Source organism: Actinomadura sp. NBRC 104412 (assembly GCF_030269515.1).
Classification (GTDB): Bacteria; Actinomycetota; Actinomycetes; order Streptosporangiales; family Streptosporangiaceae; genus Spirillospora.
In genome coordinates this window covers 92,915-119,693 of the sequence record NZ_BSTM01000010.1, presented here as the reverse complement: position 1 = coordinate 119,693, position 26,779 = coordinate 92,915, and the positions used below count along the sequence as shown (strand labels likewise).

The window sequence follows — 26,779 nt, the reverse complement described above, 5'->3', positions numbered from 1 at the left end:
CTCCCGCGTTTCGCTGTGGTGCAATCGTTTGTAGCGCTTTCAGCGTGACATGCGCTGGATCCAAAATCCAGACCGATCGGGAGTCTGGACCGGTGGTGGGCGGCTGCATACGATACCTGGATCCAATACGGTTACCGTGGCAGGGCGGGAGTGGTGCGTGATGGACGCTGGCGCCGGGACGCCGGGGCTGCCCGGCCTGACCGGCCTCGACCACATCGGGTTCACCGTGCCCGACCTGGAGGAGGCGACCCGGTTCCTGGTCGACGTCCTGGGCTGCGAGTACCTGTACACGCTCGGGCCGTTCCGCGACGACGAGGGCGGGTGGATGACCGAGCATCTGGGCGTCCATCCCCGGGCGGTGATGCGGGAGCTGCACTTCTTCCGCTGCGGCGGCCAGGCGATCTTCGAGGTGTTCGAGTACGCCTCGCCGGACCAGCGGACCGCCGTCCCCAGGAACAGCGACATCGGCGGGCACCACGTCGCGCTGTACGTGGAGGACCTGGACGCCGCCGTCGCGTACCTGCGTGAGCGGGACGTCACGATCCTGGGCGAGCCGACCGCCAGCAAGGGGCCGAGCGAGGGGCAGCGCTGGGTGTACTTCCTCGCCCCGTGGGGGATGCAGTTCGAGCTCGTCTCCTACCCTGGCGGCAAGGCGTTCGACCGCCTGGCGGCGCGGGACCGCCCGGCCGCCTGGACGCGCGGCGCCCCCGGCCGGGATCGGGCGGGCGGGTCATGACCCTGGACGCGACCCGCGAGACGCCGGACCAGGAGGCGGCGCGGAAACAGACGGCACAGAGACAGACGGCCGGGAAGCAGACGGCAGGCAAGCAGGCGACCCCGGAGGCGGCGAGCAGGCGGATTGCCGGATGCCTACGGGAGGAGATCCTCAGCGGCCGGATCGCGCCCGGCGAGCGGATCCGGCAGGAGGAGGTCGCGGCGAGGTTCGGCGCGAGCAGGCTGCCGGTGCGCGAGGCCCTGCGCATGCTGGAGGCCGAGGGGCTCACCGAGCACGAGGCGCACAAGGGCGCCCGCGTTCCCCGGCTCGACATGCACGAGGTGGACGTGATCTACCAGATGCGGGAGCGCCTGGAGGCTCTGGCGCTCGCCGAGAGCCTCCCGCACCTCACCGAGGACGACCTCGACCGCCTCAGGGACCTCCAGCTCCGGATCGAGGCGAACACCGACGTCGGCGAGTTCCTCACCCTCGACCGCGAGTTCCACCTGCTGACCTACCGGGGCTGCCCGATCGACCAGCTCCTGGCGATGGTGGTGCGGCTGTGGAACTCCACCCAGCACTACCGCCGCGCGTTCATGCACCTCACCGGCCCGGAGCGGCGCTGGGTGGTGCACTCGGAGCACCGGCTGCTGCTGGACGCCGTGCAGCGCCGCGACGCGGTCGACGCCGAGCGGTATCTGAGCGGGCACATCCGCCGCACCCGCATCGAACTGTCCCGCCACCCGGAGGTCTTCTCGGAGGTCCCGGCCGGATCGGAGGGGAGGCCCGCCGGATGACGCGGTCGTTCACGTTCACCGTCAACGGCGAGCACGTCACCGTGGAGGCCGATCCGGGCACCTCGCTGCTGCACGTCCTGCGCAACGATCTCGGCCTGCGCGGCACCCGCTTCGGCTGCGGCCTCGGCCAGTGCGGCGCGTGCTTCGTGCTGCTGGACGGCGCCGTGGTCCCGTCCTGCGACACCCCGATGTGGTCGGCGCAGGGCAGGACGGTGGTGACGGTGGAGGGGCTGGGCGGCAACGGCGCCCTGCACCGCGTCCAGCAGGCGATCCTGGACGGCCAGGCGGCGCAGTGCGCGTACTGCATCTCCGGGATAGCGGTGAACGCCGCCGCGCTGCTGGACGCCACCCCCGAGCCGTCGGAGGAGGAGATCACCGAGGCCCTGGACCGCAACCTGTGCCGCTGCGGCGTGCAGCGGCGCGTCGTCCAGGCCATCCTGGCGGAGGTGCGGAAATGACGGGCGCCCCGGTCTCCCGCCATGTGACCGTCGAACCGGACGGGACGATCGAGGTTCGTGTCGGCAAGGTCGAGATCGGCCAGGGCATCGTCACCGCCCTCTCGCAGATCGCCGCCGACACGCTGGGCGTCCCTCCGGAGCGGATACGGATGCTTCCCGCCAGCACCCGGTACGGCCCGAACGAGGGCTTCACCGCCGGAAGCCTGTCGATCGCCACGTCCGGCCCCGCGCTGCGGGCGGCCTGCGCCCAGGCGCGGGCGTTGTTCGTGGCCGAGGCCGCCCGACGCTGGGAGGTCGACCCCGGAAAGATCACCGTCCGGGACGGGCGGCTCTCCTACGGAGACCTCACCACCTCCTACGGCGAGCTGGCCGGGAGCGTCGATCTCGGCGTCCCCGTGGACCCGGACGCGACCGCGGGCGCACCCGCCGAACCCACCGGGCAGATCGGCAGGAGCCTGCCCAGGCTCGACCTGCCGGCCAAGGTGGCGGGGCGACCGGCCTACCTGCACGACCTGCGCCTCCCCGGCCAGCTCTTCGGCCGCGTGCTGCGCCCGCCCTCCCCGGGCGCCAGGCTCCTCCGGTACGGCGCGTCGCGGCTGGACCCCCAGGTCACCGTGGTCAGGGACGGCTCGTTCCTCGGTGTCGTCGCCGCGGACGAGGCCGGGGCCGCCCGAGCCCTCGCGCTCCTCCGCGACACCGCCGAATGGGACGAGCGCGACACCCTCCCCGACGAGAACGACCTGCACGCCTACCTGCGCTCGGGACCCCACCAGACCATCGAGACACCCACCGTCGGCGAGCCGCCCGCCACCGGCCGCAGGCTGCGGGCACGGTACGGCAGGCCCTTCATCGCGCACGCGTCCATGGCGCCGAGCTGCGCCGCGGCCCGCTGGGACGACGACGGCACCATCTCGGTCTGGACGCACAGCCAGGGCATCCATCCCCTGCGCACCGCGATCGCCGACTCCCTGGGACTGGAGGAGTCCCGCGTCCACGTCGACCACGTCGACGGCGCCGGCTGCTATGGCCACAACGCCGCCGACGACGCGGCTTTCGACGCCGTCCTGCTGGCACGGGCGGTGCCCGGCCGGCCCGTCCTCGTCCAGTGGACCCGGCAGGACGAGCTGACCTGGGCGCCGTTCGGCTCGGCGATGTCGGCGGACGTGTCGGCGACCCTCGACGAGGCGACGGGCCGCGTGACCTCCTGGGAGTACGAGCTGTGGAGCCAGGGCCACGCCGGCCGTCCCGGCTTCGCCGGCGCCCCCGGCCTCCTCGCCGGCGCGTACCTGGAGGACCCGCTCGACCTGCCCGCCGCGGCCGATCCCCCGCTCGAACGCGGTGGCGGTTCCCTCCGTAACGCCGTCCCGATCTACGCGTTCCCGCACCGCCGCGTCACCGGGCACCGGCTGCTGGAGACCCCGATCCGTTCGTCGGCGCTGCGCTCGCTGGGCGCGTTCATGAACGTCTTCGCGATCGAGTCCTTCATGGACGAGCTGGCCGGGGCCGCCGGCGCCGACCCGCTGGAGTTCCGCCTCGCCCACCTCACCGACGACCGCGCCCGCGCCGTCCTCGAACGCGCCGCCGAAGCCGCCGGCTGGGGCACTCCCCCGCCCTTCGAGGACGGCGGCCGCGGCATCGGCTTCGCCCAGTACAAGAACGCCGGTGCCTACTGCGCGGTGGTCGCCGACGTCGAGGCCGGGCGGCGGATCCGCGCGCGGCGCCTGACCATCGCGGTGGACGTGGGCCGGGTGGTCAACCCCGACGGCGTCCGCAACCAGATCGAAGGCGGCGCCGTCCAGGCCACGAGCTGGACGCTCAAGGAACGGGTCCGTTTCGACCGCCGCCGGATCACCAGCGGCGACTGGGAGTCCTATCCCATCCTCCGCTTCTCCGAGACCCCGCACGTCACCGTCGACATCGTCGAGCACCCCGGCACGCCCTCGGTGGGCGCCGGGGAGGCCGCCCAAGGTCCCACGGCGGCCGCACTCGCCAACGCCGTCGCCGACGCCCTCGACGGCGTCCGGGTCCGCGATCTCCCCCTCACCCCCGAAGCCGTCATCGACGCCATCAACGGCTGACCGCCGATGGAGAACCCATGTCCGACAGTCCGCAGCCCCCAGAGATGGATTTCGAGGCGGTCTACAGGAGCCCGAACATCCCGTGGGACATCGGCGAACCGCAACCGGCGCTCGCGGAGCTGATCTCCTCGGGCTGGTGCGCGGGCGCCGTCCTGGACATCGGCTGCGGCACCGGCGAGGCGGCCCTCGCCCTGGCCGCGCGCGGGCATCCGGCCACAGGGGTGGACGTGGCGCCGGGCGCGATCGAGCTCGCGAGGCGGAAGGCCGCCGCACGCGGGCTGGAGGCCGACTTCCAGGTCGGGGACGCCACCCGGCTCGACGGCTACGACGGCCGGTTCGACACCGTCCTGGACAGCGGGCTGCTGCACTGCCTGCCGCCGGAGGCACAGCCGCGATACCTGGGCGTGCTGCGGCGGGTGTGCCGGCCGGGCGGCCGGGTCGCGGTGCTCTGCTTCGCCGACGTTCCCGGCGCGCGCACTCCGGACCGCGGCCGGCTCACCGAGGCCCGGCTGCGCGACCTGTTCGCCGAAGGCTGGGACATCGAGGCGCTGGAGCCCGCGAGCATTCTCGGGGTGGTGCCCGACGGCCTCGGCGAGATCAGCGGGTGGCCGCGCGACGACAAGGGCAGAACCCCGATGACGGCCTGGCGCCTGCTCGCCGTGCGGGCACGGCCGTAACCGCCCGCGCGCGTACGGGCCCGATCCAAGACCGGCACGCGATAAACCCTGCGCCGAAAACGTTCCGCGCGAAAAGCGTTCGCCATTTCCGGTGGCCCACGGCAGCATGGACGGGCACCGGCTTGGGGAGGATGGTGGGCCGTGCTGGGGGTACGAGGCGGCTTTGGGGACGGCGGGTCGTCACGGCGGCGGGCGGTTCTGCTGGCCGTGCGTCATTACGGCCGCGTTCTGCGCCGTCAATGGCGGGTCTCGCTGCCGGCGATGGCGCTGCCCGCGCTCGGGAACACCTTTCTGTTCTATCTGACGCCGCTGGTGGTGGCCGCCCTGGTGGGGCATCTGGCCGGCGGCGGCGACAGTGGTCTCGCGGCGCTCCTGCCCTACCTCCTGAGCTTCGCCGGGCTGATGCTGGCGGGCGAGTCGCTGTGGCGGGCGGGGCTGCACTTCGTCAACCGGACGGAGGCCCGGGGCATCGAGCGGCTCGCCATCGACGGCATGGACGAGCTGCTGGCCAAGGACGCCGCCTTTTTCCAGAATAATTTCGCCGGTTCGCTCACCAAACGGATACTGGGCTATTCCGGCGGCTTCGAGCAGTTCACCGACACCCTCGTTTTCTCCATCATGGCGAATGTGGTGCCGCTGTCCTTCGCCTCGGTGGTGCTGTGGCGGTACCACCCGGTCCTTGTCCTCGTGCTGGTCGGGCTGATCACCGTCACCGGTTTCCTCGTCCTCCCGTTCATCCGCCGCCGGCAGGTGCTGGTGGACGGGCGCGAGGCCGCCAAGGTGCGCGTGTCGGGCCACGTCGCCGACGTGATGACCAACATGGAGACGGTCCGCGCGTTCGCCGCCGAGCGGCGGGAGGCCGCCGAGTTCCGCGGCCGGGTCGCCGAGCAGCACCGCCTGACGCTGCGGTCCTGGGACTACGGCAACCTCCGGGTGGACACGATCGTCGCTCCGATGTCGATCCTGACCGCCACCCTCGGCCTGCTCGCCGCGGTGGCGCTGCGCGGCGGGCTGGGGGTGGAGGCCGTCGTGGTGACGTTCTCCTACTACACCCACGCCACCCGGATCATGTTCGAGTTCAACCAGGTCTACCGGCGGCTGGAGAGCACCCTCACCGAGTCCGCCCAGTTCACCGAGCTGCTCCTGGTGCCGCCGACGGTCGTTGACCCGCCCGACCCGCTGCCGCTGCGCCCGGCCGACGCGGCGGTCCGCTTCGAGCAGGTGCGCTTCGCGTACGGTGCCGGCCCGCCCCTGTTCGAGAAGCTGGACCTGGAGATCCCCAGCGGTGCCAGGGTCGGCCTGGTGGGCCGGTCCGGCGGCGGCAAGACCAGCCTGACCCGGCTGCTGCTGCGCCTCATGGACGTCGACGGCGGCCGGATCCTGGTCGGCGGCCAGGACATCGCGCGGCTGCGCCAGGCCGACCTGCGCGAGCTGATCGCGTACGTCCCGCAGGAACCCGCGATGTTCCACCGGTCGGTGCGCGACAACATCGCCTTCGCCCGGCCCGGCGCCACCGAGGCCGAGATCATGCGGGCCGCGCGGGCGGCGCACGTCACCGAGTTCGCCGAGGGGCTGCCGCACGGCTTCGACACCCTGGTCGGCGAGCGGGGCGTCAAGCTCTCCGGCGGCCAGCGGCAGCGCGTGGCGCTCGCCCGCGCCATCCTGCGGGACGCGCCGATCCTGCTGCTGGACGAGGCCACCAGCGCCCTGGACTCCGAGAGCGAACTCCTCGTCCAGGAGGCCCTGTGGCGCCTGATGCGCGACCGCACCGCGCTGGTCGTCGCGCACCGGCTGAGCACGGTCGTCCGCATGGACCGACTGGTCGTCCTGGACCGCGGCCGGGTCGTGGAACAGGGCTCGCACCGGGAGCTCCTCCAGTCCAAGGGGCCCTACGCCCGCCTCTGGCATCACCAGTCCGGCGGCTTCCTCACCGATGACCTCACCGAGGACACCCGCCGCCCGGCCTGACGGATCGGCCGTCGCGCCACCCGCCCCGCCCCGCCGCATGTCACGGACGGGCGAAGTGTCTCGTCTCGGGTTCTGGAGACAAGTCCCATAAGCGGGGCTGGGGAGGGGACGATCATGCGGGTGTTCCTGGCAGGCGGGTCCGGGGTGCTGGGCCGCAGGCTGGTGCCGCGGCTGGTGGAGCGGGGTCACCAGGTGACGGCCACGACGACGGGAGCGGCCAGGCTGGGCCTGCTGGCACGGCTGGGCGCGGAGGGCGTCGTGATGGACGGCCTGGACGCTGCGTCGGTCCGCGAGGCGGTGGCGGCGGCCCGTCCGAACGTGATCGTGCACCAGATGACGGCCATCGGCACGGCGCACGCCGGCAAGGCCGACATGAAGCACATGGACCGGTGGTTCGCCGGCACCAACCGGCTGCGCACCGAGGGGACGGACCACCTGCTGGCCGCCGCCGAGGCGGCCGGTGTCCCCCATGTCGTCGCGCAGAGCTACGGCGCCTGGAACGGCATCCGCGAGGGCGGCTGGGTGAAGACCGAGGAGGACCCGCTGGACCCGATGACGGGAACGCCTGCCGAGCCCGGGATGGCGGCGATCCGCCACGTCGAGGACGCGGTCGGCCGGGCCGGAGGCGCCGTCCTGCGCTACGGCTGGTTCTACGGGCCGGGCGCCATGGACGCCATCGTCGAGCCGGTGCGCAAGCGGCAGCTCCCCCGTCATCGGCGGCGGCGCGGGGCACTGCTCGTGGATCCACCTGGACGACGCCGCGTCCGCGACCGTGCTGGCGGTGGAGTCGCAAGCCCGGGGCGTGTTCAACATCGTCGACGACGACCCGGCTCCCGCCCGCGAGTGGGTGCCGCACCTGGCCGCGTGCGCGGGAGCGAAGCCGCCGCTGCGCGTCCCCGCGTGGCTGGCCCGCCCGCTCGGCGGGACGGTGGCGGTGTCGGTGATGACCGAGGGACGCGCCTTCTCCAACGCCAAGGCCAAGCGGGAGCTCGGCTGGGCGCCGAGCCACCCCTCCTGGCGTGAGGGCTTCCGCGACGTCCTGCTCGAGGACCCGCTTGCGGTTCCCGGCCCGGCGTCCTGACCGGGGGGCGGTCGAGCGGCCGGGCCGGGGCCGGTGGCGGGTCAGTACGGGTTGGCCACGACCAGGTCCTGGGCGGGGAACAGGGTGAGGATCCGGGAGCCGGCCTCGGTGACGACGACCTCCTCCTCGATGCGGGCCGCCGAGAAGCCGTCGTCGGCCGGGCAGTAGGTCTCCAGGGCGAAGACCATGCCGGGTTGCAGCTCGATCGGTTCGCGCATGCTGTTGAGGCGTGAGATGATGGGGCGTTCGTGCAGGCCCAGGCCCAGGCCGTGGCCGAACTGGAGGCCGAAGGCCGCCATCTCGTCCTCGAAGCCGAACTCGGTGGCGCGGGGCCAGACGGAGGCGACCTGGTCGGTGGTGACACCCGGTTTGATCATGGCGATGGCGGCGTCCATCCACTCCCGCGCCCTGGTGTAGGCGTCGCGCTGGCTCGGGGTGGCGCTGCCGACGCTGAACGTGCGGTAGTAGCAGGTCCGGTAGCCGTTGAAGGAGTGGATGATGTCGAAGAACGCCTGGTCGCCCGGCCGGATCAGGCGGTCGGAGAAGTTGTGCGGGTGCGGATTGCAGCGTTCCCCGCTGACCGCGTTGATCGCCTCGACCTGGTCGGAGCCCATCGCGTAGAGGCGCTGGTTGGCCAGGGCGACGATCTCGTTCTCGCGGATCCCGGGTTTCAGCGCCTCGACGATGTCCTGGTAGACGCCGTCGACCATCGCGGCCGCCTGGGTGAGCAGGGTGATCTCGTCCTGGGACTTGAGCTGCCGGGCGTCCAGCATGAGCTGCTGGGCGTCCACGACGGTGAGGCCCTGGCGCTGCATCTCGAACAGGAACGGGGGTTCGACGATGTCGACGCCGACGGGCGCGTCCGCCACGCCCGCGTCCTCCAGGAGGCCCTTGATCTGGCGGACGGCGTCCTCCATGAGCCCGGCGCTGGGGGCGATGGCGCCGCGCAGGCCCAGCATCCCGGCGTGGCAGTCGGCGGGGTCCAGCCACGGGCTGTAGAGGCGGTGGTGGCGGGCGGCGGAGCCGAAGTCCCACAGTTTCGGCTCGCCGCCGCGGGTCAGCAGGGCGTAGCGGGTCATCTTGTCGCCGAGCGCGCCGCCGATCCAGGTCTGCGTGACGTACCGGATGTTGTAGAAGTCGAAGAGGAGGAACGCGCCGCACTCGCTGGCCTCAAGGGACGCCTTGGCGCGGCCCAGCCGGTACTCGCGGAGCCGGTCGAAGTCGACGCGCTGCTCGTAGTCGACGCCCATGTGCCCTGGAGCGGGCAGCGGGGCGGCCTCCGCCGTCATCTCAGTCTCCTTCCTCGGGGCCGGTGCCGAGGCCGTCGTCGACCTCCACGTTCTCCGGGACGAGGTCGAGCCCGGCCGCGGCGGCCTGAAGGTCCAGCAGGATCGCGAAGTCCTCGTCCACCCGCCCGGTCGCGACGCTGGCCTGGATGAGCTGCGCGGTGAGCGCGGTGACGGGCAGCGGGACGCCGAGCCGCCGTGCCGCGTCCAGGCCGAGGTCGAAGTCCTTGCGCAGCAGGACGGGCGTGAACGTGGGCCGGTAGTCGAGGTTCACGAACGCGGGCGACTTGTAGCGGGTGAAGCCCGAGCCCATCACGCTGTTGTTGAAGAACTCCAGGAAGGCGTGGCGCGGGACGCCGCCCTTCTCGGCCAGGACGGTGATCTCGGCCAGCGTCTGGGTGACCACGCCCAGCATCAGGTTGTGCGCGATCTTCACCAGCCGCGCCTTCTCCCCCTCGCCGACGTAGGTCGAGCCGCTGCCGAGATGGTCCAGCAGCGGCGCGACCTTGTCGTAGGTCTCGCGGGGCCCGGACACCACCAGGCTGAGCTTCCCGGACCTGACGACCTTGGCGTTGCCGCTGACGGGCGCGGCGAGGAACGCGGCGCCGCGTTCCTCACAGGCCGCCCGGACCCGGGCGGACGCCTCCGGCGACACCGTGGAGCAGTCGACGACGATGCCGGGCACGGTGTCCCCGCCCAGCAGCCCGCCCTCGGCCAGCAGCACGTCCTCCAGGTCCTCGGAGGTGCCGACCGTGGTGAAGACCACGTCCCTGTCACGCAGATCGGTGAGCGAGGCGCACACGGACGCGCCGTGCTCCTTCAGCGGTTCGGCCTTGGCGAGGGTGCGGTTCCAGGCGGTGAGGTCCACGCCCGCCCGCGCCAGCCGCTCCGCCATCGCGGCGCCCATCCGGCCGGTTCCGATCCAGCCGACCGTGGGGGTGCCCGGAGGGCGGTCGGCTCGTTCTTGCGAGGGGTGTGGGGGGTCGTCCCCCCACCGGGCATCAACAGGTTTTTGCGGGGGGTGTGGGGGGTCGTCCCCCCACCGGGAATCGTCGTGTGTCATCTGCCCCTGCCTCCACAATCGTTTGCGATCTTCATGGGTTTTCCGCCGTTCCGAGCCGGTCCGCGACCCAGTCGGCCGTGTACGGGCGGTGCCAGGGCGCGCGGTCCGCGCACCCGTGGTTGGCCTCCTCCAGCATCAGCAGCTCCACCTCGCCGCCCGCCGACCCGGCCAGGCGCTCCGCGTGCCGCCAGGGGATGAGGCGGTCCTTGCGGCCGAACACGATCAGCAGCGGCGCGGTGATCCGTTTCGCGTGACCGTCCAGGGTGAGCGTCGAGGCGATGCGGTGCGCCTCCTCGTCGGTCCCGGCGTACGACCGGACGCGGAAGGTGTCGCGGGTGAGCGCGGGGAGCCCGTCCCAGCAGTCGCCGAAGTCGTACGGGCCGGCGAGGGCGACGCACGCCTTGACGCGGTCGCCCACGGCGGCGGCGACGCGCGGCGCGTAGTAGCCGCCGAGGCTGACGCCCCACACGGCGATCCGGTCCGCGTCGATCTCCGGCCGCGCGCCGAGCGCGTCCAGGAACGCCTCGCCGGGGCCCGACCAGTCGCCGCGGATGGGCAGGTCGTACTCGGCCTCGCCCTGCCCGGGGCCGTCCACGCTGAACGTGGCGATCCCGCGTTCGAGGAAGGTCTGCTCGACGGTGCGCTGCTCCTCCTTCGTGGAGTCGAGCCCGGAGATCAGCAGCACGGCCGGGTACGGAGCGGCGCCGCCCGAGGGGAAGCGCAGGACGCCGACCAGCCGCGATCCCTCGAACGGGATCTCGACGCGGTGCCCCGGCGGGGACAGGTGCGGGAGGGCGTCGTTCAGGCACCGCACCGCGTTCGCGTGCGCCTCGCGCATCTGGTCCAGGTCCTCGACGAACACGAACTTGGCGAAGTGGTAGTAGATCGCGGCGCGTTCCAGATGGTGTCCCGCCGACAGCGTGCGGCCCTCGGCCAGGGCGTCCCGTCCCAGCGCCTCGTGCTCGGCGGCGACCGCCGACCAGGCCGCGCACCAGTCCCGCCAGTGCTCAAGCCCTTGGGTGACCCGGCCGAAGTCGGCGACGGTCACCCCATTGGTGGTGAAGCGCGGTCCCCAGTGTGCGATGGCCGACGCGACCCGATCGTCCATGCTCCGCCTTTCTGCGAATCGGAGGACGCCGCCGTGCCGCCCGGGAGCGGCGGCGGCGCCGTGCCGGGAGCGCCGCCCAGGTACAGCGCGGCGATCTCCGGGTCGTCCCTGATGGACGCGGCGGGCCCGGCCATCCTGACCTTGCCGCCCTCCATCACCACGCCGTGCGTGGCCAGCCCGAGCCCGAGCCGGACGTTCTGCTCCACCAGCAGCACCGTGGTGCCGGACCGGTGCAGGTCGCCGATGAGCCCGGCCACCCCGGCGAGGCTGTGCGGGTCCAGGCCCAGCGACGGCTCGTCCAGCAGGATGATCTTGGGGTCCAGCATCAGGCAGCGGGCGATCTCCACCATCCGGCGCTGCCCGCCGCTGAGGTTGCCGGCGTGGTCGCGGGCCCGCTCCGCCACGATCGGGACGCGCTCGCGCACCATGTCGAGGCGCTCGCGCAGCAGCGCCCGGTCCTTGCGGATCAGGTACCCGCCCATCAGCACGTTCTCGTGCACCGACATGGCGGGGAACAGCGCCTGCGACTGCGGCACCTGGGCGATCCCGCGGCGCAGGATCTCGTCGGGCGCGCGGTCGCCGATCGGCTCGCCGTTCATCGTGATCTCGCCCTCGCCGCACCGCAGCAGCCCGCTGATCACGCGCAGGACGGTGGACTTGCCGGCGCCGTTCGGGCCGACCACACAGGTGATCGTCCCCTCCGCGCAGTGCAGGTCCACGCCGCGGAGCACCATGCCGCCGCCGTAGCCGGCGACCACCGAGGTCAGCGTCAGCATCTCAGCGCACCCCCTCACCGGCCGGAGGCCCGGCGGGCCCGGCCGGCTCCAGGCGGAAGTCCTCGCCCAGGTAGGCGTCCATCACCGCGGGGTCCTCGCGGATCGTTCCCGGCGGGCCCTCGGCGATCGGCCTGCCCCGCGAGAACACCACGATCGGGTCGCACAGCTCCAGCACCAGCGGGATGTTGTGCTCGACGATCAGGAAGGTCATCCCGGCCGCGTTCAGCTCCCGGATCACCCCGGTCAGCACGCCCAGCATGCTGGGGTTCACGCCGCCCGCGGGCTCGTCCAGCAGGATCAGCTTCGGCTCCAGCATCAGCACCTGCGCCAGTTCGACCAGCTTCTGCTGCCCGAAGGACAGCGAGCCCGCGGGCTCGTCCGCGAACCGCGCCAGGCCGACGATGTCGAGCAGCTCGCGCGCGCGTTCGGCCTCGTGGCCGCGCACGGCGCCGGCCACCATCGTCCGCCAGCGCGCGTCGGGCTGCGGCGCCACCACGTTCTCCTGGACGGTCATGTCCTTGAACAGCCGGGTCACCTGGTAGGTGCGGCCGAGCCCGAGGTGGCCCCGCACCCAGGGCCGCAGCCGGTCGATCCGCCGCCCGTCGAACCAGATCTCCCCGGCATCGGCCGTCATGCCGCCGGTGACCAGGTTGAACAGCGTGGTCTTGCCGGACCCGTTGGGCCCGATCAGCCCGGTGATGGTGCCCTGCCGCACGGTCAGGTCGGCGCCGTCCACCGCCTTCAGCCCGCCGAACCGCTTGGACGCGCCGCGCACCTCCAGCAGCACCCGTCCCGCGTCGGCCTCGTCGGAGTTTCGCGCGGCGCGTGCGATGGCCCGCGCCGGTGGTCCGGAGCCGGCCGCGTCCTCCGGCCAGGCGGTCGCCGCCGCCGTCTCGCCGGTGGGCGCGGGCCGGGACCGCGCGGCCCGTGCCTCCAGCGCGCCCTTCTGGTCGATGAACTCGACGTCGGCGGGGTGCCGGCGGCGCCACCACGACTCGACGGTCGGCAGCACCCCCCTGGGCAGGAACAGCACCACCGCCATCAGCGCCAGCCCGAACATCAGCACCCGCGTCGAGCCGCCGTCCTGGGGGCGGTTGGCGGCCTCGGCGATCAGGTTGACCGCGAACGCGCCGAGGACGGGGCCGTACAGGGTCCCGCGCCCACCGGCCAGGCAGGCCAGGACGATCGTGACGCTGCCCAGGATCGCGAACGACCCGACCGGGTTGATGAAGGTTAGGTAGTAGGCGTAGACGGAGCCCGCCACCCCGATCGGGAACGCGCTCGCCGCATAGGCCACGACCTTGAAGCGGGTCGTGTTGACGCCGATCGAGGCGGCCTTGCCCTCGTCCTCGCGGATCGCGACCAGCCCGGCGCCGAACTTGGTGCGGCGCAGCCACGCGCTGAACGCCACGGTCAGCACGACCATGACCAGGAAGATGTAGTAGAAGGGGATGTTCTGGTAGTCGCGCCCCCAGAACGGCAGGGGCAGCGTGATGCCGTCCGAGCCCAGCGTCAGGCCCCGGGCGTTCACCGCGATGATCTGCGCGGCCAGCAGCATCGCGATCGTGATGATGACGAAGGCGTGGCCGCGGGTGCGCAGCACCACCGACCCGATCGCCACCGCGATGACCGTCGCCACGACCCCGCCCACGGGAGCCGACAGCAGCGGGTTGACGTCCCACCGCACGGCCATGATCCCCGCGGTGTACGCGCCGAGCCCGAGGAACATGCTGTGGCCGATGGAGACGTAGCCGGCGTACCCGGAGATGATGTTCCAGGCGGACGCCTGCACCGCCAGCAGGAACCCGAGCAGCAGGACGCCCTGCGGGTACGGCTCCCACGGGTTGACCACCGGGTACAGCAGCAGCACGAGCAGGCACGCCAGGGCGACCAAATGGATCCGGGGGATCCGCCGCAGCGGCCCGGTGGTCTTCGGCGCGCTCTCCCGTTCCGTCATGGCGCGTCCTCCCGCAGCCGCGCGCCGAACAGGCCGTGCGGGCGGAAGAGCAGGACGGCCATGATGACGACGTAGAAGACCAGGGTCGACCAGGCCAGCGAGCCGTAGGTGGCGGTCAGCGTCTCGGCCAGGCCGAGGATGGCCGCGCCGATCAGCGCGCCGGGCAGGCTGCCCATGCCGCCGAGCACCACGATGCCCAACAGCCGCGAGATCCAGTCGTAGTGGGACGCCGGGAAGAACGGGTACAGCACCGACAGGATGGACCCGCCGACGCCGGTGGTGGCGGCGCCGATCGCGAACGCCAGGGCGGCGGTGCCGGACGCGCCGACGCCGACCAGCGCGGCGCCCGAGGGGTTCTGCGTCGCGGCGCGGATCGCACGTCCCGTCCAGGTGCGGGTGAGCACGAAGTACAGGACGGCCAGCACCGCCATCGCCGCCAGGAACCCGAACAGCTGCGCCTTGGGCAGCGAGATCCCGCCGACCCTGAACGACTCCTCGAAGTAGGACGGGGCGGCCGACTTGAACTTGTTGCCCGCCGTGACGTTCAGCACGCCCTCGATGACCATCGCGAAGCCGAAGGTCAGCAGGACGGACATGGACGGCGGCGCGTTCCGCACCCGGGAGATCACCAGCTTGTAGACCACCCAGCCGAAGGCGAACATCAGCGGGGTGGTGACCACCGAGGCGAGGATCGGGTCGATCCCGGTCTCCCGCCACATCCACCACGTGACCATGGCGATCAGGACCAGGAACGCGCCATGCGCGATGTTGATGATGTTCATCACCCCGAAGATCAGGGTGAGTCCCGAGGCCATCAGCGCGTACACCCCGCCGATCAGCAGCCCCAGCACGATCGCCTGAGTGAGCTGTGTCATCGGCTACTTCCAGCCCGGCTTGGGGTTGATGATGACGCGCGAGGTGGCCAGGTTGGGCGGGCCGACGACCTGGACGCGCCCGGACTGCCACTGGGCGAGCAGGAACTTGCCGTTGGGCTCGCCGGTGGGCTTCCAGCTCAGCGGGCCGAGGATGGTCTGGACGGTGTTGGCGTGCAGCCAGTCGCGGATCTTGTCCTGGTTCACCTCGCCGACCGCCTCGACGGCGGCCTGGAGCACCTGCGCGGCGGCGAAGGCGTCGGCGGCGTCCTCGGCCGGGTCGGCGTTGTTGTACGCCTTCTTGTACGCGGCGACGAACTCGGCGTTCAGCGGGGTCTTGGCCGCCTGGTTCCAGCTCACGGTGTAGAAGACGCCCTCGGTGTTGGCCACGCCGACGCCGTTGGCGTACTGGCTGGAGTTGCTGGGCGCCGAGGTCTGGAACAGCATCTTCGGCGAGTAGTTGAGCTGCTTGAGCGAGCGCACCAGCCCGACACCGTCCTCGAACACCGCGCCCTGCGCGATGAGGTCGGGCTTGCGGTCGGCCAGGGTGCTGGCGACGCTCTGGAAGTTGGTGGTGTCGGCGGGGTACGTGGACCTGTAGACGGTGCGCACGCCCAGCGGTTCGAGCTGCTGCCGCATCGACTCGATGACCGGCGCGGCGAACGGGTCGTCCTGGCTGGGGTAGGCGGCGGTCTTGGGCCGCTGGTCGGCGGGCAGCGACTTGATGTAGTCGACGAACACGTCGGCCTGCCGCGGCGCGGTGGCGGGCTGGGCGAAGAACAGGTACTTGAAGCCGCGGTCGAACATGTTGGGCGCGCCGCCCGCGGGTTCGACGAAGACCATCCGGTTCTTCTCGGCCACCGCCGACGCGGGGTGGTTGAGCAGCGAGGAGAACGTGCCGAGCAGCAGGTCGACCCGGTCCTGGGTGATGAGCCTGGTGTAGTCGGCGACCACCGTGTCCTGGCTGCTGGCATCGTCGGCGATCTTGAGCTGGACCTGGCGGCCGAGCACGCCGCCCTTGGCGTTGACCATGTTGCGCCAGATCTCGTAACCGCGTTTGGCCTCGCTGCCGGGCTGGGAGAAGTCGCCGGTCAGCGGCAGCGAGGTGCCGATGACCAGCGGTTTGTCGGTGTCCCTCGACTGCTCCGACGGCCGCTCGCCGCACGCGGTGAGCGGGAGAAGGAGGGTGAGTGCCGCCGCGAGGGCCGTCGCGCGCCGCACGGTGGTTGGCCGGGGGGATGAGGCGGTCATGAGCCCTCCTCGGTGAGCCTTGTGACGCCTGATCGATCACCGCAATCGATTGCGATGGGCCCGAGCATGTTGTGTGTTCCTGCTACTGTCAAGGGTGCCGCGCGTCTTTCGCGCGGCGGATGCAATCGAGTGTGGTGGCCGGGTGTGCAAGGGAGGGCCTCTCGTGACGCGGCGTCTGGTGGTCGGCACGTTCAGCCCGTCGGTGCCGCTGCGCGCGGCGGCGCGGCTGGGGGTGCTGGCCCGGTACGGCCTGGAGGTGGAGGAACGCCCGGTTCCGTCCTCGCCGGCCCAGTTCCGCTCGCTGCTGGACGGCGAGCTCGACGCGGCGCTCACCAGCCCCGACAACGTCATCGCCTACCGCTTCGTCCCGGACAACCCGCTGGGAGGCACCGCCGACGTGCGGATCGTCGCGGGCGTCGACCGCGGTCTCGGGCTCGCTCTGTACGGGCGTCCCGGCGTCGTCTCCGCGCACGCCCTGCGCGGCGCGACCATCGGGGTGGACGTGTCCGCCTCCGGGTTCGCGCTCGCGATGTACGCGCTGCTGGAGTCGTTCGGCCTGGACCGCGACGCCTACCGCGTGCTGCCGCTCGGCTCCACGCCCCGCAGGCTCCAGGCGCTGCTGTCCGGACGCTGCGACGCCACAATGCTGAACGCGGGCAACGAGCTGCGCGCGGAGGACGCCGGAGCCATCCGCATCGCGGGCGTCCCCCGCCCGTACCTCGGGACGGTGCTGGCGATGGCGGGCGACCGCGACCGCGAGGCCGTGCACGCCCTCGCCGCCGCGCTCCGCGACACCGCCGGGCGGATCGCCGCGGGCGCCGCCGACGACGTCGTCACCAAGGAGGCGGCCGTGGCGCTCGGCCTGGACGGCACGCTGGCCGTCCGCTACCTCGACCGGCTGAAGGACCCGCACGAGGGGCTGATCGCGGACGGATCCGTCGACCTGCCCGCGCTGGAGGCCGCCATCGCCCTGCGCCGCCGTCACCTGCCCGGCGGGCGGGGCGGCGGCGACGCGCTCACGGGCGCGCTCGACCCGTCCCGCGGGCTGTTCGACCTGCCCGCCGCGAACGCCCGATGAGGCGAACCCGCCGGCGCGGCCAGGCCCCCGGCGACCGCCCCGAACGGGCGCCCCGGCAGCTCCTCCTGGTCACCTTCGTCAGCACGCTGGACCGGTTCGCGATGGCGCCGATGCTGGTCGCGATGGCCCGCGACCTGGGCACGCCGCTGTCGGCGATGGTGCACGCGGCCAGCGCCTACTTCCTGGCGTACGGGCTGACGCAGCCGCTGTGGGGCATGATCGCCGACCGGTTCGGGCTGGTGCGCACCATGCGCACCGCGCTCGTCCTGGCCGCCACGGCGACGGCCGTCGCGGCGACGCTCGGGTCGGCGCTGGGCTTGGGGATCGCGCGGGGGCTCGCCGGTGCCTGCTTCAGCGCGGCGATCCCGGCGTGCCTGGTGTACGTCGGCGACACGATCCCGGCGCCGCGCCGCCAGCCACAGATCACCAACCTGATGACGGGGGCGGCGCTGGGCACCGCACTGGCCTCGGCGGGCGCGGGCGCGCTCGCGCAGTTCACGAGCTGGCGGCTGGCGTTCGTCATCACCTGCACCGCGGCGCTGCTGCTCGCCGTCACGCTGGGGCGCGTCCCGGAGCCGCCGCTGCTGCGCGCCAACGCCAGCGTGCTCGCCCCCGTAGCGGCCGTCGCCCGTTCCCGTCCCACCCTGATGGTGCTCGGGCTGGCGTTCGTGGAGGGGATGGTGGTGCTCGGCGCGCTGACCCTGCTGCCCGCGGCCGTGGAGGCGACGGGCGCGAGCGGGTCGGTCGCGGGCGCGGTCACCGCCGCGTACGGGATCGCCGTGCTCGGGGGCGCGCGCCTCGCGGGGAAGGCGGCGCAGCGCGTCCATACGTCCAGGCTCATCGCGTTCGGCGCCGTGTCGGCCACGGCGGCCTGCGCGCTGACCGCGCTGTCGCGCGCTCCCGAGCTGGCGCTGCCCGCGGCGGCGCTGCTGGGCCTGGCGTGGGTGTCGATGCACTCGTCCCTCCAGACCTGGGCGACCGAGGTGCTGCCCTGCGCGCGTGCCACCGTCATCGCCGGTTTCGCCATGGCCCTGTTCCTGGGCAGCGCCCTGGCCGCCGTCCTGGCCGGGGGGTACGCCGAGGCGGGACGGTACGCCGAGATCTTCGGTATGGCCGCGGCGCTGGCGGTGCCGCTCGGCCTGGCCGCGACCGTGGGGCGCACCCGCTGGACACGGCCGGAGGGGGAGCACGGACGATGAAGCCGGACCAGACCCAGGAGGAGCCGGGCGGGGCCGGCGAGCCGAGGCAGCCCACCCTCCGCACCGTCGCCGAGGCCGCGGGCGTCCACCCCGCCACCGCGTCCCGCGCGCTCAACCCCAAGGCGCGCGACCTGGTGAGCCCCGAGACGGTGCGGCGCGTGACGCGGGCCGCGCACGCGCTCGGCTACCAGCCCAACCCGATCGCGCGCAGCCTGAAGACCGCGCGGTCGGCCACGGTCGGCCTGGTCCTGCCCGACCTGACCAACCCGCTGTTCCCGCCGATCGTGCGCGGCATCGAGGCGGTGCTGGAGGACGCGGGCTACAGCGCGCTGATCGTCAACACCGACAACGACCCGGAGCGCGAGCGGTCGCTGATCGAGTCGCTGCGGTCCCGGCAGGTGGAGGGACTGATCGTCGCCACCGCGGTGCTGGACCACCCGCTGCTGCGCAGGCTGCGCGAGCAGGACGTGCGGATGGTGCTGGTCAACCGCCGCGTCCAGGATCCGGCGCTGCCGTTCGTGGCCGGGGACGACGCGGCCGGCGTCGCGCTGGCCGTCTCCCATCTCGCCGGTCTCGGCCACACCCGCATCGCGCATCTGGCGGGGCCGCTCAACACGTCCACGGGCGTGACGCGCGCCCGCGCGTTCCGGCACGCCGTCCGCGACCACGGGCTCGACGACGACCCGCAGCTCATCGTCGAATGCGCGCACTGGAGCGAGGACGACGGCGCCGCCGCGATGCGCCTGCTCCTGGACGGCGGCGCGGAGTTCACCGCCGTCGTCGCCGGCAACGACCTGATCGCGCTGGGCTGCTACGACGTGTTCGCCGAGCGGGACATCGCCTGCCCCCGCGACATCAGCGTGGTCGGCTACAACGGGATGCCGTTCCTGGACAAGCTGCGCCCGCCGCTCACCACCATCGGCGTACCGCACCACGAGCTCGGCGCCGAGGCCGCCCGCATGCTGCTCGACTGCCTGGACAACCCCGAGCGCCCGCCTCGCTCGCTGTTGCTTCCGGTGAGCCTGATCGTCCGCGACTCCACCGCTCCCCCGAACGCTGCTCGCTAGAACGGCCGGCCAGAACGGCTTGCTAGAACGTCTGCCAGGTGGCGGGGGTCGCTCCGCACGGACCGCCCTCGTGGACGCGCAGGCGGTGGCCCTTCAGGTCGAGGATGATCGTGGCGAGCGTCTCCCAGTGCTCGTCCGGCGGCCGGGACGGGTCGGCGTGCGCGCACACGGGAGGGCCGGGGGCGTGGCTGAGCAGGGCCCCGGCCCGCAGTCCGGGATCGCGGCTCGCCAGCGCGTACGACCGCTTCCGGAGCAGCGCCAAGCGGTCGTGGCTGCCGGGACGGTCGTCGGTGCGCCGCTCCCCCGGCGCGAGCGCCGGGTCGAGGAAGTGGTTGGTGTGCGGGAGGAAACCGTCCCCGCCCGGCGGGACGACGCCGAGCCCGGCGGGTGACAGCTCCAGCACGCGGGCGTCGCCCTCGCGGCCGTCGTACGTGGCGACGGTGATGGCGCTGGACGCCGAGACGGGCGCGTCGGCGGCGATGCCGATCGCCTCGTCCAACGTGGACGCCTCGTCCAGGATGCGGCGGGCGACCAGGTGGACGGGCACGCCGATCCCGTCGCCGTCGGCCGTGTGCTCGAGGATGTTGAAGTGGACGCCGAGCCCGGCCGAGTTCACCCCGATCTTGGCGAGCACGCCGAACTCGGTGAAGGTGCGGACCTCACGCCCCTCCCGCGGCCGGTAGGCGCGGAGCACGCCCACGTGCCGCATGCGGACGTGCCAGTCCCAGGTCTGGATGGTGCGGGGAGGCAGGCCACGTCCGGGGAGCGCGACCGCCGTGGAGCACTCGCCCCGGTTCCCGGCGCGGAGGGCGGCGAGGATCTCGGTGCGGGCGTTGAGGGCGCCGATCTGCCAGGCGGGCAGGTCCGCCCCGGCGGCGATCGCGCCGATCTCGTCCGCCAGCGCGGGCGCCCACAGGGCGGTGCGGTGCAGGGCCTGCTCGCCCCAGCCGCGGATCGCGGCCCGGTCGTCGCCGCCCACCAGGGCGAACAGGTCGAGGTAGGAGTGGAACGTCCGGCGGATCCCGTCACGGGCGCGCTCGCCGAAGTCTTTGCCGCGGCGAGCGGGATCGGTGGTGCCGGTGCCGATGTACGCGGGGAAGGCCATGCCCTCCATACTGGGCGCGCGATCCGCCGCCCGCCATGGGCGGCGGGGCCGGGGGGCGGCGGCGCAACGGACCGTCAGGCCGCCTCGGGCCGCCGGTCCTCCTCGCGAGGCGCGGCGTCGCGCTCGCGCTCGCGGTCGCGTTCCTCGTCGCGCTCGGGCGCCGGAACGCGCACGGGCCAGTGATCAAGGCGCGTGCGGCGGGGGTTGGCGAGAGACGCGCTCATCGGGTCGCTGACCTCCTTGAACGAGAGAGCGTGCCGTCAGGACAACCCATCTGAAGTCGGAGAAGATCCGAAAAATTCCCACCCGATCAGGTAAAAGGATCTTGGGACGGGACCCTGGCCCCGCGCGGCCGGAGGGACCCCTAGAGGATGTCGGCCTCCACGCTCCCGCTGACCCGGAGCTTGCGGCGTGCCCGCTCGTAGAAGGTGGTGGCGCCGAGCCGTACGACCCGGGCCGCGGCGGGGACGGCGGCGACGGTCACCCGGTCTCCCACCTCCAGATGGGCATGGACCTGGCCGTCCACCTCCAGGGCCAGCGTCCCCGAGGACGGCAGCAGCTCCAGGGTGACCCGCTCCTCCGCCGACAGCATGATCGCCCGGTTGAACGCCGAGTGCGCCGAGGCCGGGATCACCAGGAAGCCCTCCACGGCGGGCGAGACGATCGGCCCTCCGGCGGCGAAGCTGTAGGCCGTGGACCCGGCCGCCGTCGCCACGATCACCGCGTCACCGGAGTACCGGACGAACGAGTGGCCCTCCACCGACACCTCCACGGCGGTCAGCCCGTCGCCGGGGAAGCGGACCATGGCGATGTCGTTGAACGCGGAGACGGACCGCCCGTCCGGCAGCGTGGCGATCACCGCCATCCGCGGCTCGGCCGTGTAGTGGTTCCGGTCGATGGAGGTCAGCGCGTCGGGTAGCTGGTCGACGTCGATCTCGGCGAGAAAGCCCAGGCGGCCCAGGTTGACGCCGAGCACCGGCGTGGGACGTCCGCAGACCAGCCGCATGCTCCGCAGCATCGTGCCGTCCCCGCCCAGGCTGACCACCAGGTCGGCGCGGTCCACCAGCTCCGACGCGTCCACCGGGACGGCGGCGCAGTCGATCCTGTCGACCTCGTCGGGCAGGCCGAGCACGGTGGCGTCCCGGCCGGTGGCCCATCCGACGATCGTGTTGACGGCGGTCCGCGGGTTGCGCTCGGGATGCAGCACCAGTCCGATCGTGCGAGTCTCCCCCATGCCAGCACCGTACGGGAGGCGGCCGCCCGCGACGACGGACGACCCGGCCTTTCCCGCCGGAAGCCTCCCGGGGGAGGCTTGGGCCATGAACCACATCGCGGTGATCGGCGAGGCGGTGGCCGACGCCTTCCTTCCGTCGGGCCAGGCCGGGACGGGCGTCCTCGACCTGCGGGTGCGCCCCGGCGGCAGCCCCGTCAACACGGCCGTGGGCCTGAGCCGGCTCGGCACGCCCACCACGTTCCTGGGACGGCTGGCCACCGGGCCGCTCGGCGACCTGATCCGGGACCACCTGGCCGGATCCAAGGTCGATCTGTCCGCCGCCGTGACCGCCGCCGAGCCCGCCACCCTCGCCATCGCCTCGCTCGACCCGGGCGGGCGCGCCGCCTACGCGTTCTATGCCGACGGAACCGCCGACTGGCAGTGGACGCCGGACGAGCTCGCCCGCCTCGACCCGGGCGGGGTGAGGTGCGTGCACGCCGGGTCGATGGCCCTCGCCCGCGACCCCGGAGGCCCGCTCATCGAGACCCTGCTCGGCGCGGCCCGGGAGGCCGGGGCGACCGTCTCGATCGACCCGAACGTCCGGCCGTCGTTCGTCGCGCCGGACCTGTACCGCGAGCGGCTCGGGCGGTGGACGACGCTCGCCGACCTCTTCCGGCTCAGCGACGAGGACCTGGAGCACCTGTGGCCCGGCGCCGCGCCGGAGCGGGCCTGCGACGCCTTCCACCGCGACGGCGTCCGGCTCGTCGTCGTCACCCTCGGCGCGCGGGGCGCCCTGGTCTCGCTGGACGGCGCCCGCGTCACCGTCCCCGCGCCCGCGATCGACCCGGTGGACACGGTGGGGGCCGGGGACGCGTTCAACGCCGGGCTCCTGCACTGGCTGGACGAGCACGGCAGGCTGGGCGGGCGCCTGCCCGACCTGACCCTGGACGAGGTGGAGCGTGCCGTGGAGTTCGCCGTGAAGAACGCGGCGCGGACCTGCCTGGTCCCCGGCGCGGACCCGCCCTGGCGCGGCGACGTCTAGGGAGCGCGGATCCCGATGACGACGGTGGCGTGAAGGTCGCCGGAGGACGCGAGCCGCGCCTCCAGGCCGCCGTCCGCGACGGCGTCGAGGGCCGCGGGCGCCTGCCGTTCGCTGGTCTCGAACAGCAGGATCCCGCCGGGCGCCAGCCACTCCGGCGCGCCCTCGGTCACCCGCCTCATGACCTCCAGACCGTCCGCGCCGCCGTCCAGGGCCGTCCTCGGCTCGTGCAGCCGTGCCTCGGCGGGCAGCAGGGCGACGTCGCCGGTCGGGACGTAGGGCACATTGGACGCGAGGATGTCCACCCGGCCGCGCAGGCCGTCCGGAAGGGGCCCGTAGAGGTCGCCCTCGTACACGCGTCCCACACCGGCAAGGTTGCGGCGCGCGCAGCGGACGGCGGCGGGGTCGATGTCGGCGGCGTGCAGTTCCACCGGGCCCAGGGAGGCGGCCAGCGCCGCGCCGACCGCGCCCGAGCCGCAGCACAGATCGACCACGACGCGCGGTGACGCGGCGAGCCCGAGGGCCTGGTCCACCAGGAACTCGGTGCGTCGGCGCGGGACGAAGACGCCGGGGTCCACGGCGATCCGCAGGCCGTGGAACTCCGCCCATCCCAGGACGTGTTCGAGCGGCAGCCCCGCGGCACGCCGCGCGACCATCCCCTCCAGTTCGCCGGGCGTGCGGGCCGCCGAGATCAGCAGGTCCGCCTCGTCCTCGGCGAACACGCAGCCCGCGGCGCGCAGCCGCGCGGCCACCGCGGACGGGGAATCGGCTGGTGGTGTCGACATGAGGAGCCCGACCCTACCGGAGGGCGGAAGGCGACTTCCGGGACGGTACGCCGGTAACGCATGGTGAACGCGTGAATTTCCCGTCCCGAGAAGGACGTTCATGAGCATCGATGTGCAGCAATCCGCGTCCGGTGAGACCCGAGGCGAGATCCTGTGGACACCGACGCCCGAATCGATCGCGGCCAGCGGTCTCGGCCGGTTTCTGGAGTGGGCCGCCCGCGAGCGCGGCCTGACCTTCGACGGCTACGACGAGCTGTGGCGTTGGTCGGTGCAGGACCTCACCGGCTTCTGGGGCGCGGTCTGGGACTTCTTCGAGCCGATCGCGCACTCGGCGCCCGAACGGGTGCTGGCCGACGCGTCGATGCCCGGCGCCCGCTGGTTCCCCGGCGCCACCCTCAACTTCGCCGAGAACTGCCTGCGCGGATCGGACGAGGAGACCGTGGTCATCGCCCGGTCGCAGACCCGCGGGCCGAGCGAGCTGACGCGCGGAGAGCTGCGCGACGCGGTCGCACGGGCCGCCGAGGGCCTGCGCAAGCTGGGCGTGCGCGAGGGCGACCGGGTGGCGGCGTACCTGCCCAACATCCCCGAGGCGGTGATCGCGATGCTGGCCACCGCGAGCCTCGGCGCGATCTGGGCGGCCTGCGCGCCGGAGTTCGGGACGCGCAGCGTGCTGGACCGCTTCCAGCAGATCGAGCCGGTCGTGCTGCTGGTCGTGGACGGCTACCGGTACGGGACCAAGGAGATCGACCGGCGCGGCGAGGTCGCGACGATCCGGGCGGGCCTGCCGACCGTGCGCACCACGGTCGCCGTCCCGTACCTCGACCCGGAGGAGGGCGGCGCGGTCGGCGACCTCACCTGGGACGCGCTGCTCGCCGAGCCGGCGCCGCCTGCGTACGCGGCCGTGCCGTTCGACCACCCGTTGTGGATCCTGTTCTCCTCCGGGACCACGGGGCTGCCCAAGGCGATCGTCCACTCGCACGGCGGCATCGTCATCGAGAAGCTGAAGAACCAGAGCTTCCAGGCCGACATCCGCCCGGGCGACCGCTACTTCGTCTACTGCACGACGAGCTGGGTGATGTGGAACAACGTGATCGCCGCGCTGCTGGTCGGGGCGGGGATCGTGCTGATGGACGGCAGCTCCACCCATCCCGACGACCTGGAGCTGTGGCGGGTCATCGCCGACACCGGGGTGACCACGTTCGGCTGCGGCGCGGCGATGCTGATGCGGGCACGCCGCAAGGGGCACGAACCGGGCAGGATGTTCGACCTGTCGCGGCTGCGCGGCATGCTGTCCACCGGCTCGCCGCTGCCCGCCGAGGGCTTCCGCTGGGTCTACACGCACGTCGGCCCCGACCTCTACATGCAGTCGGGCAGCGGCGGCACGGACGTGTGCACGGGGTTCGTCGGCGGGTCGCCGATGCTGCCCGTCCGCGCGGGCGAGATCGCCTGCCGCAACCTCGGCGTGCTGGCCGAGGCCCTGGACGCCGACGGGCGCCCGGTGATCGGCGAGCCCGGCGAGCTGGTGATCTCCAAGCCGATGCCGTCGATGCCGATCTACTTCTGGAAGGACCCGGGGGACGTGCGGTACCGGGAGACCTACTTCTCCACGTACCCGGGGCTGTGGCGGCACGGCGACTGGGTGATCTTCGACGAGCACGGCTCGTGCCGGATCACCGGACGGTCCGACGGCACCCTCAACCGCGGCGGGGTCCGGCTGGGCACCTCCGAGTTCTACGCCGTCCTGGACGACGTGCCGCAGATCGCCGACAGCATGGTGGTGCACCTGGAGGATCCGGAGGGCGGCCCGGGACGGCTGGTGCTGTTCGTCGCGCCGGCCGAGGGCGCGGAGCTGGACGAGGGCCTGCGCGAGCACATCGCCGCCGAGCTGCGCGCCCGGTGCTCGCCCCGGCATGTCCCCGACGAGATCATCGAGGTGCCGGGGATCCCGTACAACATCACGGGCAAGAAGCTGGAGATCCCGGTCAAGCGGCTGCTGCAGGGCCTCCCGCGGGCGAAGGTGGTCAGCGACGGCGCTGTCAGCGACCCGGCCCTCCTCGACGTGTTCGAACGGCTCGCAGCGCGCTTCGCGTAACGCCGGGAGAGGCCGGCCCGCCGCCGCGGCGGCGGGCCTCCACCGGGAGAAGACGGCGCGGGCGTTGCCCTCGAAGAGGGACGTGCACGTCAATGACCATGGAGCCTTCCCCGGCGCCCGGGCATTACACTGAAATTGTGATGACGGGCGTCAAGACTTTGCCGATTGATCGTCGCGGGGCGCGCGGCGGCACGCGCGACCGCGACAATGGGGAACCGTGACGAGCGGCGACGACCTCCGCGAGGCGGCACCCGGCGGCGTTCCGGGCCGCGGCTCCCCCGACGCGCCCTGGATGCGCCCGCAGTCGCTGCTGCTCACCTTCTGCGGCGCCCACCTGTACGAGCGGCCGGACGACGCGGTGTTCTCCGGCGCGCTGGTCGACGTGCTCGACCGGGTCGGGGTCAAGGAGCACGCCGCGCGCTCCACCCTGGCCCGGATGACCCGCCGGGGCCTGCTGGTCCGCTACCGGTACGGCAAGCGCGTCTACTACGGGCTCACCGGCCGCGCCCAGGAGGTGCTGCGCGAGGGCGAGGACCGGATCTGGCGGCAGCCCGCGGTCAACCGCGACTGGGACGGCCACTGGACGCTGCTGGGCTTCTCCCTCCCCGAACGCCAGCGGGGCGATCGGCACCTGCTGCGCTCCCGGCTGTCGTGGGCCGGGTTCGGGCTGCTGCAGAACGGGCTGTGGCTGACCCCCGCCGCCGTGGACGTCGACCGGCTGCTGGACGGGCTGGACGTGGTCGAGCACGTCAAGGCGTTCCGCGCCACCATGCTCGCCCCCACCGACGTCGACCAGATGATCGCCGACGCCTGGGACCTGGACGCGCTGGCCGCCCGCTACCGCGCGTTCCTCGACCGCTGGGACCGTCCCGACCCGCTGCCCGAGGCGCGCGACGACCTGGCCCGCCAGTTGCTGCTGCTCACCGAGTGGCTGATGCTGGTCAGGGAGGACCCGCGGCTGCCCGTCGAGCACCTGCCCGCGGACTGGCCCGCGGTGCGCGCCGAGCACGTCACGCTCCGGCTGCGGCGGCGGTACCAGGCCCCGGCGCAGCGCATCGCCGAGCGGGTCCTGGAATGGGCGCCGCGGCTGGAGGCGTCCTAGCGGGCCGGCTCA

The 26,779-nt window shown here is 73.0% G+C and carries 24 protein-coding genes; 13 read left to right on the top strand and 11 right to left on the bottom strand.

Annotation, left to right across the window (positions count from 1 at the left end):
• Positions 1 to 160: 160 nt before the first annotated feature.
• The 7 genes from QSK21_RS15215 (at position 161) to QSK21_RS15185 (ending at position 7,716) form a co-directional block, all read left to right on the top strand.
• A complete protein-coding gene (locus tag QSK21_RS15215) occupies positions 161 to 736 on the top strand; it encodes a VOC family protein (RefSeq protein ID WP_285696554.1) in 576 nt (191 codons plus the stop codon).
• Positions 733 to 1,512 carry a GntR family transcriptional regulator gene (locus QSK21_RS15210; RefSeq protein ID WP_285696407.1) on the top strand — a complete coding sequence of 260 codons (780 nt, stop codon included), beginning with the start codon at positions 733 to 735 and terminating at the stop codon, positions 1,510 to 1,512. The genes QSK21_RS15215 and QSK21_RS15210 overlap by 4 nt, the downstream gene beginning before the upstream one ends.
• Positions 1,509 to 1,970 (top strand): (2Fe-2S)-binding protein, encoded by a 462-nt coding sequence (locus QSK21_RS15205; protein WP_285696406.1) that lies wholly within the window; start codon positions 1,509 to 1,511, stop codon positions 1,968 to 1,970. Before QSK21_RS15210 ends, QSK21_RS15205 begins: the two co-directional genes overlap by 4 nt.
• Positions 1,967 to 4,048, top strand: coding sequence for a xanthine dehydrogenase family protein molybdopterin-binding subunit (locus QSK21_RS15200; RefSeq protein ID WP_285696405.1), 2,082 nt, complete (start codon positions 1,967 to 1,969; stop codon positions 4,046 to 4,048). The genes QSK21_RS15205 and QSK21_RS15200 overlap by 4 nt, the downstream gene beginning before the upstream one ends.
• 17 nt (positions 4,049 to 4,065) lie before the next feature.
• Positions 4,066 to 4,725: a class I SAM-dependent methyltransferase gene (locus QSK21_RS15195; RefSeq protein ID WP_285696404.1), complete on the top strand. Its 660-nt coding sequence runs from the start codon at positions 4,066 to 4,068 to the stop codon at positions 4,723 to 4,725.
• A gap of 141 nt (positions 4,726 to 4,866) precedes the next feature.
• On the top strand, positions 4,867 to 6,693 hold the full coding sequence (locus QSK21_RS15190) for an ABC transporter ATP-binding protein (protein WP_285696401.1): 1,827 nt from the start codon (positions 4,867 to 4,869) through the stop codon (positions 6,691 to 6,693).
• 114 nt (positions 6,694 to 6,807) lie between these two features.
• Positions 6,808 to 7,716 carry an NAD-dependent epimerase/dehydratase family protein gene (locus tag QSK21_RS15185; RefSeq protein WP_285696399.1) on the top strand — a complete coding sequence of 303 codons (909 nt, stop codon included), beginning with the start codon at positions 6,808 to 6,810 and terminating at the stop codon, positions 7,714 to 7,716.
• A 99-nt stretch (positions 7,717 to 7,815) separates the two neighbouring features.
• Here the strand turns inward: QSK21_RS15185 and QSK21_RS15180 are convergent, their stop codons facing one another.
• The 7 genes from QSK21_RS15180 to QSK21_RS15150 are packed head-to-tail and all read right to left on the bottom strand — an operon-like array spanning position 7,816 to position 16,087.
• Positions 7,816 to 9,063: a M24 family metallopeptidase gene (locus QSK21_RS15180; protein WP_285696397.1), complete on the bottom strand. Its 1,248-nt coding sequence runs from the start codon at positions 9,061 to 9,063 to the stop codon at positions 7,816 to 7,818.
• 1 nt (position 9,064) lies between these two features.
• On the bottom strand, positions 9,065 to 10,123 hold the full coding sequence (locus QSK21_RS15175; RefSeq protein ID WP_285696396.1) for an NAD(P)-dependent oxidoreductase: 1,059 nt from the start codon (positions 10,121 to 10,123) through the stop codon (positions 9,065 to 9,067).
• Positions 10,124 to 10,154: 31 nt separating this feature from the next.
• Complete coding sequence (locus QSK21_RS15170; protein ID WP_285696394.1) at positions 10,155 to 11,231, bottom strand: alpha/beta hydrolase family protein; 1,077 nt, start codon at positions 11,229 to 11,231, stop codon at positions 10,155 to 10,157.
• Positions 11,168 to 12,007 carry an ABC transporter ATP-binding protein gene (locus tag QSK21_RS15165; RefSeq protein ID WP_285696393.1) on the bottom strand — a complete coding sequence of 280 codons (840 nt, stop codon included), beginning with the start codon at positions 12,005 to 12,007 and terminating at the stop codon, positions 11,168 to 11,170. Before QSK21_RS15165 ends, QSK21_RS15170 begins: the two co-directional genes overlap by 64 nt.
• A gap of 1 nt (position 12,008) precedes the next feature.
• Positions 12,009 to 13,964 (bottom strand): branched-chain amino acid ABC transporter ATP-binding protein/permease, encoded by a 1,956-nt coding sequence (locus QSK21_RS15160; RefSeq protein WP_285696390.1) that lies wholly within the window; start codon positions 13,962 to 13,964, stop codon positions 12,009 to 12,011.
• A complete protein-coding gene (locus QSK21_RS15155; RefSeq protein WP_285696388.1) occupies positions 13,961 to 14,839 on the bottom strand; it encodes a branched-chain amino acid ABC transporter permease in 879 nt (292 codons plus the stop codon). The genes QSK21_RS15160 and QSK21_RS15155 overlap by 4 nt, the downstream gene beginning before the upstream one ends.
• Positions 14,840 to 14,842: 3 nt before the next feature.
• A complete protein-coding gene (locus QSK21_RS15150; protein WP_285696387.1) occupies positions 14,843 to 16,087 on the bottom strand; it encodes an amino acid ABC transporter substrate-binding protein in 1,245 nt (414 codons plus the stop codon).
• 163 nt (positions 16,088 to 16,250) lie between these two features.
• Between QSK21_RS15150 and QSK21_RS15145 the strand changes: the two genes are divergently transcribed.
• The 3 genes from QSK21_RS15145 to QSK21_RS15135 are packed head-to-tail and all read left to right on the top strand — an operon-like array spanning position 16,251 to position 19,431.
• Positions 16,251 to 17,165, top strand: coding sequence for an ABC transporter substrate-binding protein (locus QSK21_RS15145; protein ID WP_285696385.1), 915 nt, complete (start codon positions 16,251 to 16,253; stop codon positions 17,163 to 17,165).
• On the top strand, positions 17,162 to 18,364 hold the full coding sequence (locus QSK21_RS15140; protein ID WP_285696383.1) for an MFS transporter: 1,203 nt from the start codon (positions 17,162 to 17,164) through the stop codon (positions 18,362 to 18,364). Before QSK21_RS15145 ends, QSK21_RS15140 begins: the two co-directional genes overlap by 4 nt.
• Positions 18,361 to 19,431 (top strand): LacI family DNA-binding transcriptional regulator, encoded by a 1,071-nt coding sequence (locus QSK21_RS15135; RefSeq protein WP_285696380.1) that lies wholly within the window; start codon positions 18,361 to 18,363, stop codon positions 19,429 to 19,431. Before QSK21_RS15140 ends, QSK21_RS15135 begins: the two co-directional genes overlap by 4 nt.
• A gap of 22 nt (positions 19,432 to 19,453) precedes the next feature.
• On the opposite strand, the gene QSK21_RS15130 is transcribed toward QSK21_RS15135, so the two are convergent.
• The 3 genes from QSK21_RS15130 to QSK21_RS15120 form a co-directional block, all read right to left on the bottom strand.
• Positions 19,454 to 20,536: a C45 family autoproteolytic acyltransferase/hydrolase gene (locus QSK21_RS15130; RefSeq protein ID WP_285696379.1), complete on the bottom strand. Its 1,083-nt coding sequence runs from the start codon at positions 20,534 to 20,536 to the stop codon at positions 19,454 to 19,456.
• 74 nt (positions 20,537 to 20,610) lie between these two features.
• Positions 20,611 to 20,760 carry a hypothetical protein gene (locus QSK21_RS15125; protein ID WP_285696377.1) on the bottom strand — a complete coding sequence of 50 codons (150 nt, stop codon included), beginning with the start codon at positions 20,758 to 20,760 and terminating at the stop codon, positions 20,611 to 20,613.
• A 140-nt stretch (positions 20,761 to 20,900) separates the two neighbouring features.
• Positions 20,901 to 21,770: an NAD(+)/NADH kinase gene (locus QSK21_RS15120; RefSeq protein ID WP_285696374.1), complete on the bottom strand. Its 870-nt coding sequence runs from the start codon at positions 21,768 to 21,770 to the stop codon at positions 20,901 to 20,903.
• An 85-nt stretch (positions 21,771 to 21,855) separates the two neighbouring features.
• On the opposite strand from QSK21_RS15120, the gene QSK21_RS15115 reads away from it, so the two are divergent.
• Positions 21,856 to 22,791, top strand: a complete 936-nt coding sequence (locus QSK21_RS15115; RefSeq protein ID WP_285696360.1) for a carbohydrate kinase family protein — start codon at positions 21,856 to 21,858, stop codon at positions 22,789 to 22,791.
• Here QSK21_RS15115 and QSK21_RS15110 read toward each other — a convergent pair.
• Positions 22,788 to 23,573 (bottom strand): putative protein N(5)-glutamine methyltransferase, encoded by a 786-nt coding sequence (locus tag QSK21_RS15110; protein WP_285696359.1) that lies wholly within the window; start codon positions 23,571 to 23,573, stop codon positions 22,788 to 22,790. The two genes, QSK21_RS15115 and QSK21_RS15110, sit on opposite strands and share 4 nt — an antisense overlap.
• Before the next feature lie 100 nt (positions 23,574 to 23,673).
• Here QSK21_RS15110 and QSK21_RS15105 point away from each other — a divergent pair, with 100 nt between their 5' ends.
• Positions 23,674 to 25,665 carry an acetoacetate--CoA ligase gene (locus tag QSK21_RS15105; RefSeq protein ID WP_285696357.1) on the top strand — a complete coding sequence of 664 codons (1,992 nt, stop codon included), beginning with the start codon at positions 23,674 to 23,676 and terminating at the stop codon, positions 25,663 to 25,665.
• A 217-nt stretch (positions 25,666 to 25,882) separates the two neighbouring features.
• Positions 25,883 to 26,767: a PaaX family transcriptional regulator gene (locus QSK21_RS15100; RefSeq protein WP_285696356.1), complete on the top strand. Its 885-nt coding sequence runs from the start codon at positions 25,883 to 25,885 to the stop codon at positions 26,765 to 26,767.
• Positions 26,768 to 26,779 lie beyond the last annotated feature (12 nt).

Bases quoted from the DNA above. Each gene is read 5' to 3' on its own strand.
- QSK21_RS15215 (WP_285696554.1), top strand. From the start codon at position 161: ATGGACGCTGGCGCCGGGACGCCGGGGCTGCCCGGCCTGACCGGCCTC.
- QSK21_RS15210 (WP_285696407.1), top strand. From the start codon at position 733: ATGACCCTGGACGCGACCCGCGAGACGCCGGACCAGGAGGCGGCGCGG.
- QSK21_RS15205 (WP_285696406.1), top strand. From the start codon at position 1,509: ATGACGCGGTCGTTCACGTTCACCGTCAACGGCGAGCACGTCACCGTG.
- QSK21_RS15200 (WP_285696405.1), top strand. From the start codon at position 1,967: ATGACGGGCGCCCCGGTCTCCCGCCATGTGACCGTCGAACCGGACGGG.
- QSK21_RS15195 (WP_285696404.1), top strand. From the start codon at position 4,066: ATGTCCGACAGTCCGCAGCCCCCAGAGATGGATTTCGAGGCGGTCTAC.
- QSK21_RS15185 (WP_285696399.1), top strand. From the start codon at position 6,808: ATGCGGGTGTTCCTGGCAGGCGGGTCCGGGGTGCTGGGCCGCAGGCTG.
- QSK21_RS15180 (WP_285696397.1), bottom strand. From the start codon at position 9,063: ATGACGGCGGAGGCCGCCCCGCTGCCCGCTCCAGGGCACATGGGCGTC.
- QSK21_RS15175 (WP_285696396.1), bottom strand. From the start codon at position 10,123: ATGACACACGACGATTCCCGGTGGGGGGACGACCCCCCACACCCCCCG.
- QSK21_RS15170 (WP_285696394.1), bottom strand. From the start codon at position 11,231: ATGGACGATCGGGTCGCGTCGGCCATCGCACACTGGGGACCGCGCTTC.
- QSK21_RS15165 (WP_285696393.1), bottom strand. From the start codon at position 12,007: ATGCTGACGCTGACCTCGGTGGTCGCCGGCTACGGCGGCGGCATGGTG.
- QSK21_RS15160 (WP_285696390.1), bottom strand. From the start codon at position 13,964: ATGACGGAACGGGAGAGCGCGCCGAAGACCACCGGGCCGCTGCGGCGG.
- QSK21_RS15155 (WP_285696388.1), bottom strand. From the start codon at position 14,839: ATGACACAGCTCACTCAGGCGATCGTGCTGGGGCTGCTGATCGGCGGG.
- QSK21_RS15150 (WP_285696387.1), bottom strand. From the start codon at position 16,087: ATGACCGCCTCATCCCCCCGGCCAACCACCGTGCGGCGCGCGACGGCC.
- QSK21_RS15140 (WP_285696383.1), top strand. From the start codon at position 17,162: ATGAGGCGAACCCGCCGGCGCGGCCAGGCCCCCGGCGACCGCCCCGAA.
- QSK21_RS15135 (WP_285696380.1), top strand. From the start codon at position 18,361: ATGAAGCCGGACCAGACCCAGGAGGAGCCGGGCGGGGCCGGCGAGCCG.
- QSK21_RS15130 (WP_285696379.1), bottom strand. From the start codon at position 20,536: ATGGCCTTCCCCGCGTACATCGGCACCGGCACCACCGATCCCGCTCGC.
- QSK21_RS15125 (WP_285696377.1), bottom strand. From the start codon at position 20,760: ATGAGCGCGTCTCTCGCCAACCCCCGCCGCACGCGCCTTGATCACTGG.
- QSK21_RS15120 (WP_285696374.1), bottom strand. From the start codon at position 21,770: ATGGGGGAGACTCGCACGATCGGACTGGTGCTGCATCCCGAGCGCAAC.
- QSK21_RS15115 (WP_285696360.1), top strand. From the start codon at position 21,856: ATGAACCACATCGCGGTGATCGGCGAGGCGGTGGCCGACGCCTTCCTT.
- QSK21_RS15110 (WP_285696359.1), bottom strand. From the start codon at position 23,573: ATGTCGACACCACCAGCCGATTCCCCGTCCGCGGTGGCCGCGCGGCTG.
- QSK21_RS15105 (WP_285696357.1), top strand. From the start codon at position 23,674: ATGAGCATCGATGTGCAGCAATCCGCGTCCGGTGAGACCCGAGGCGAG.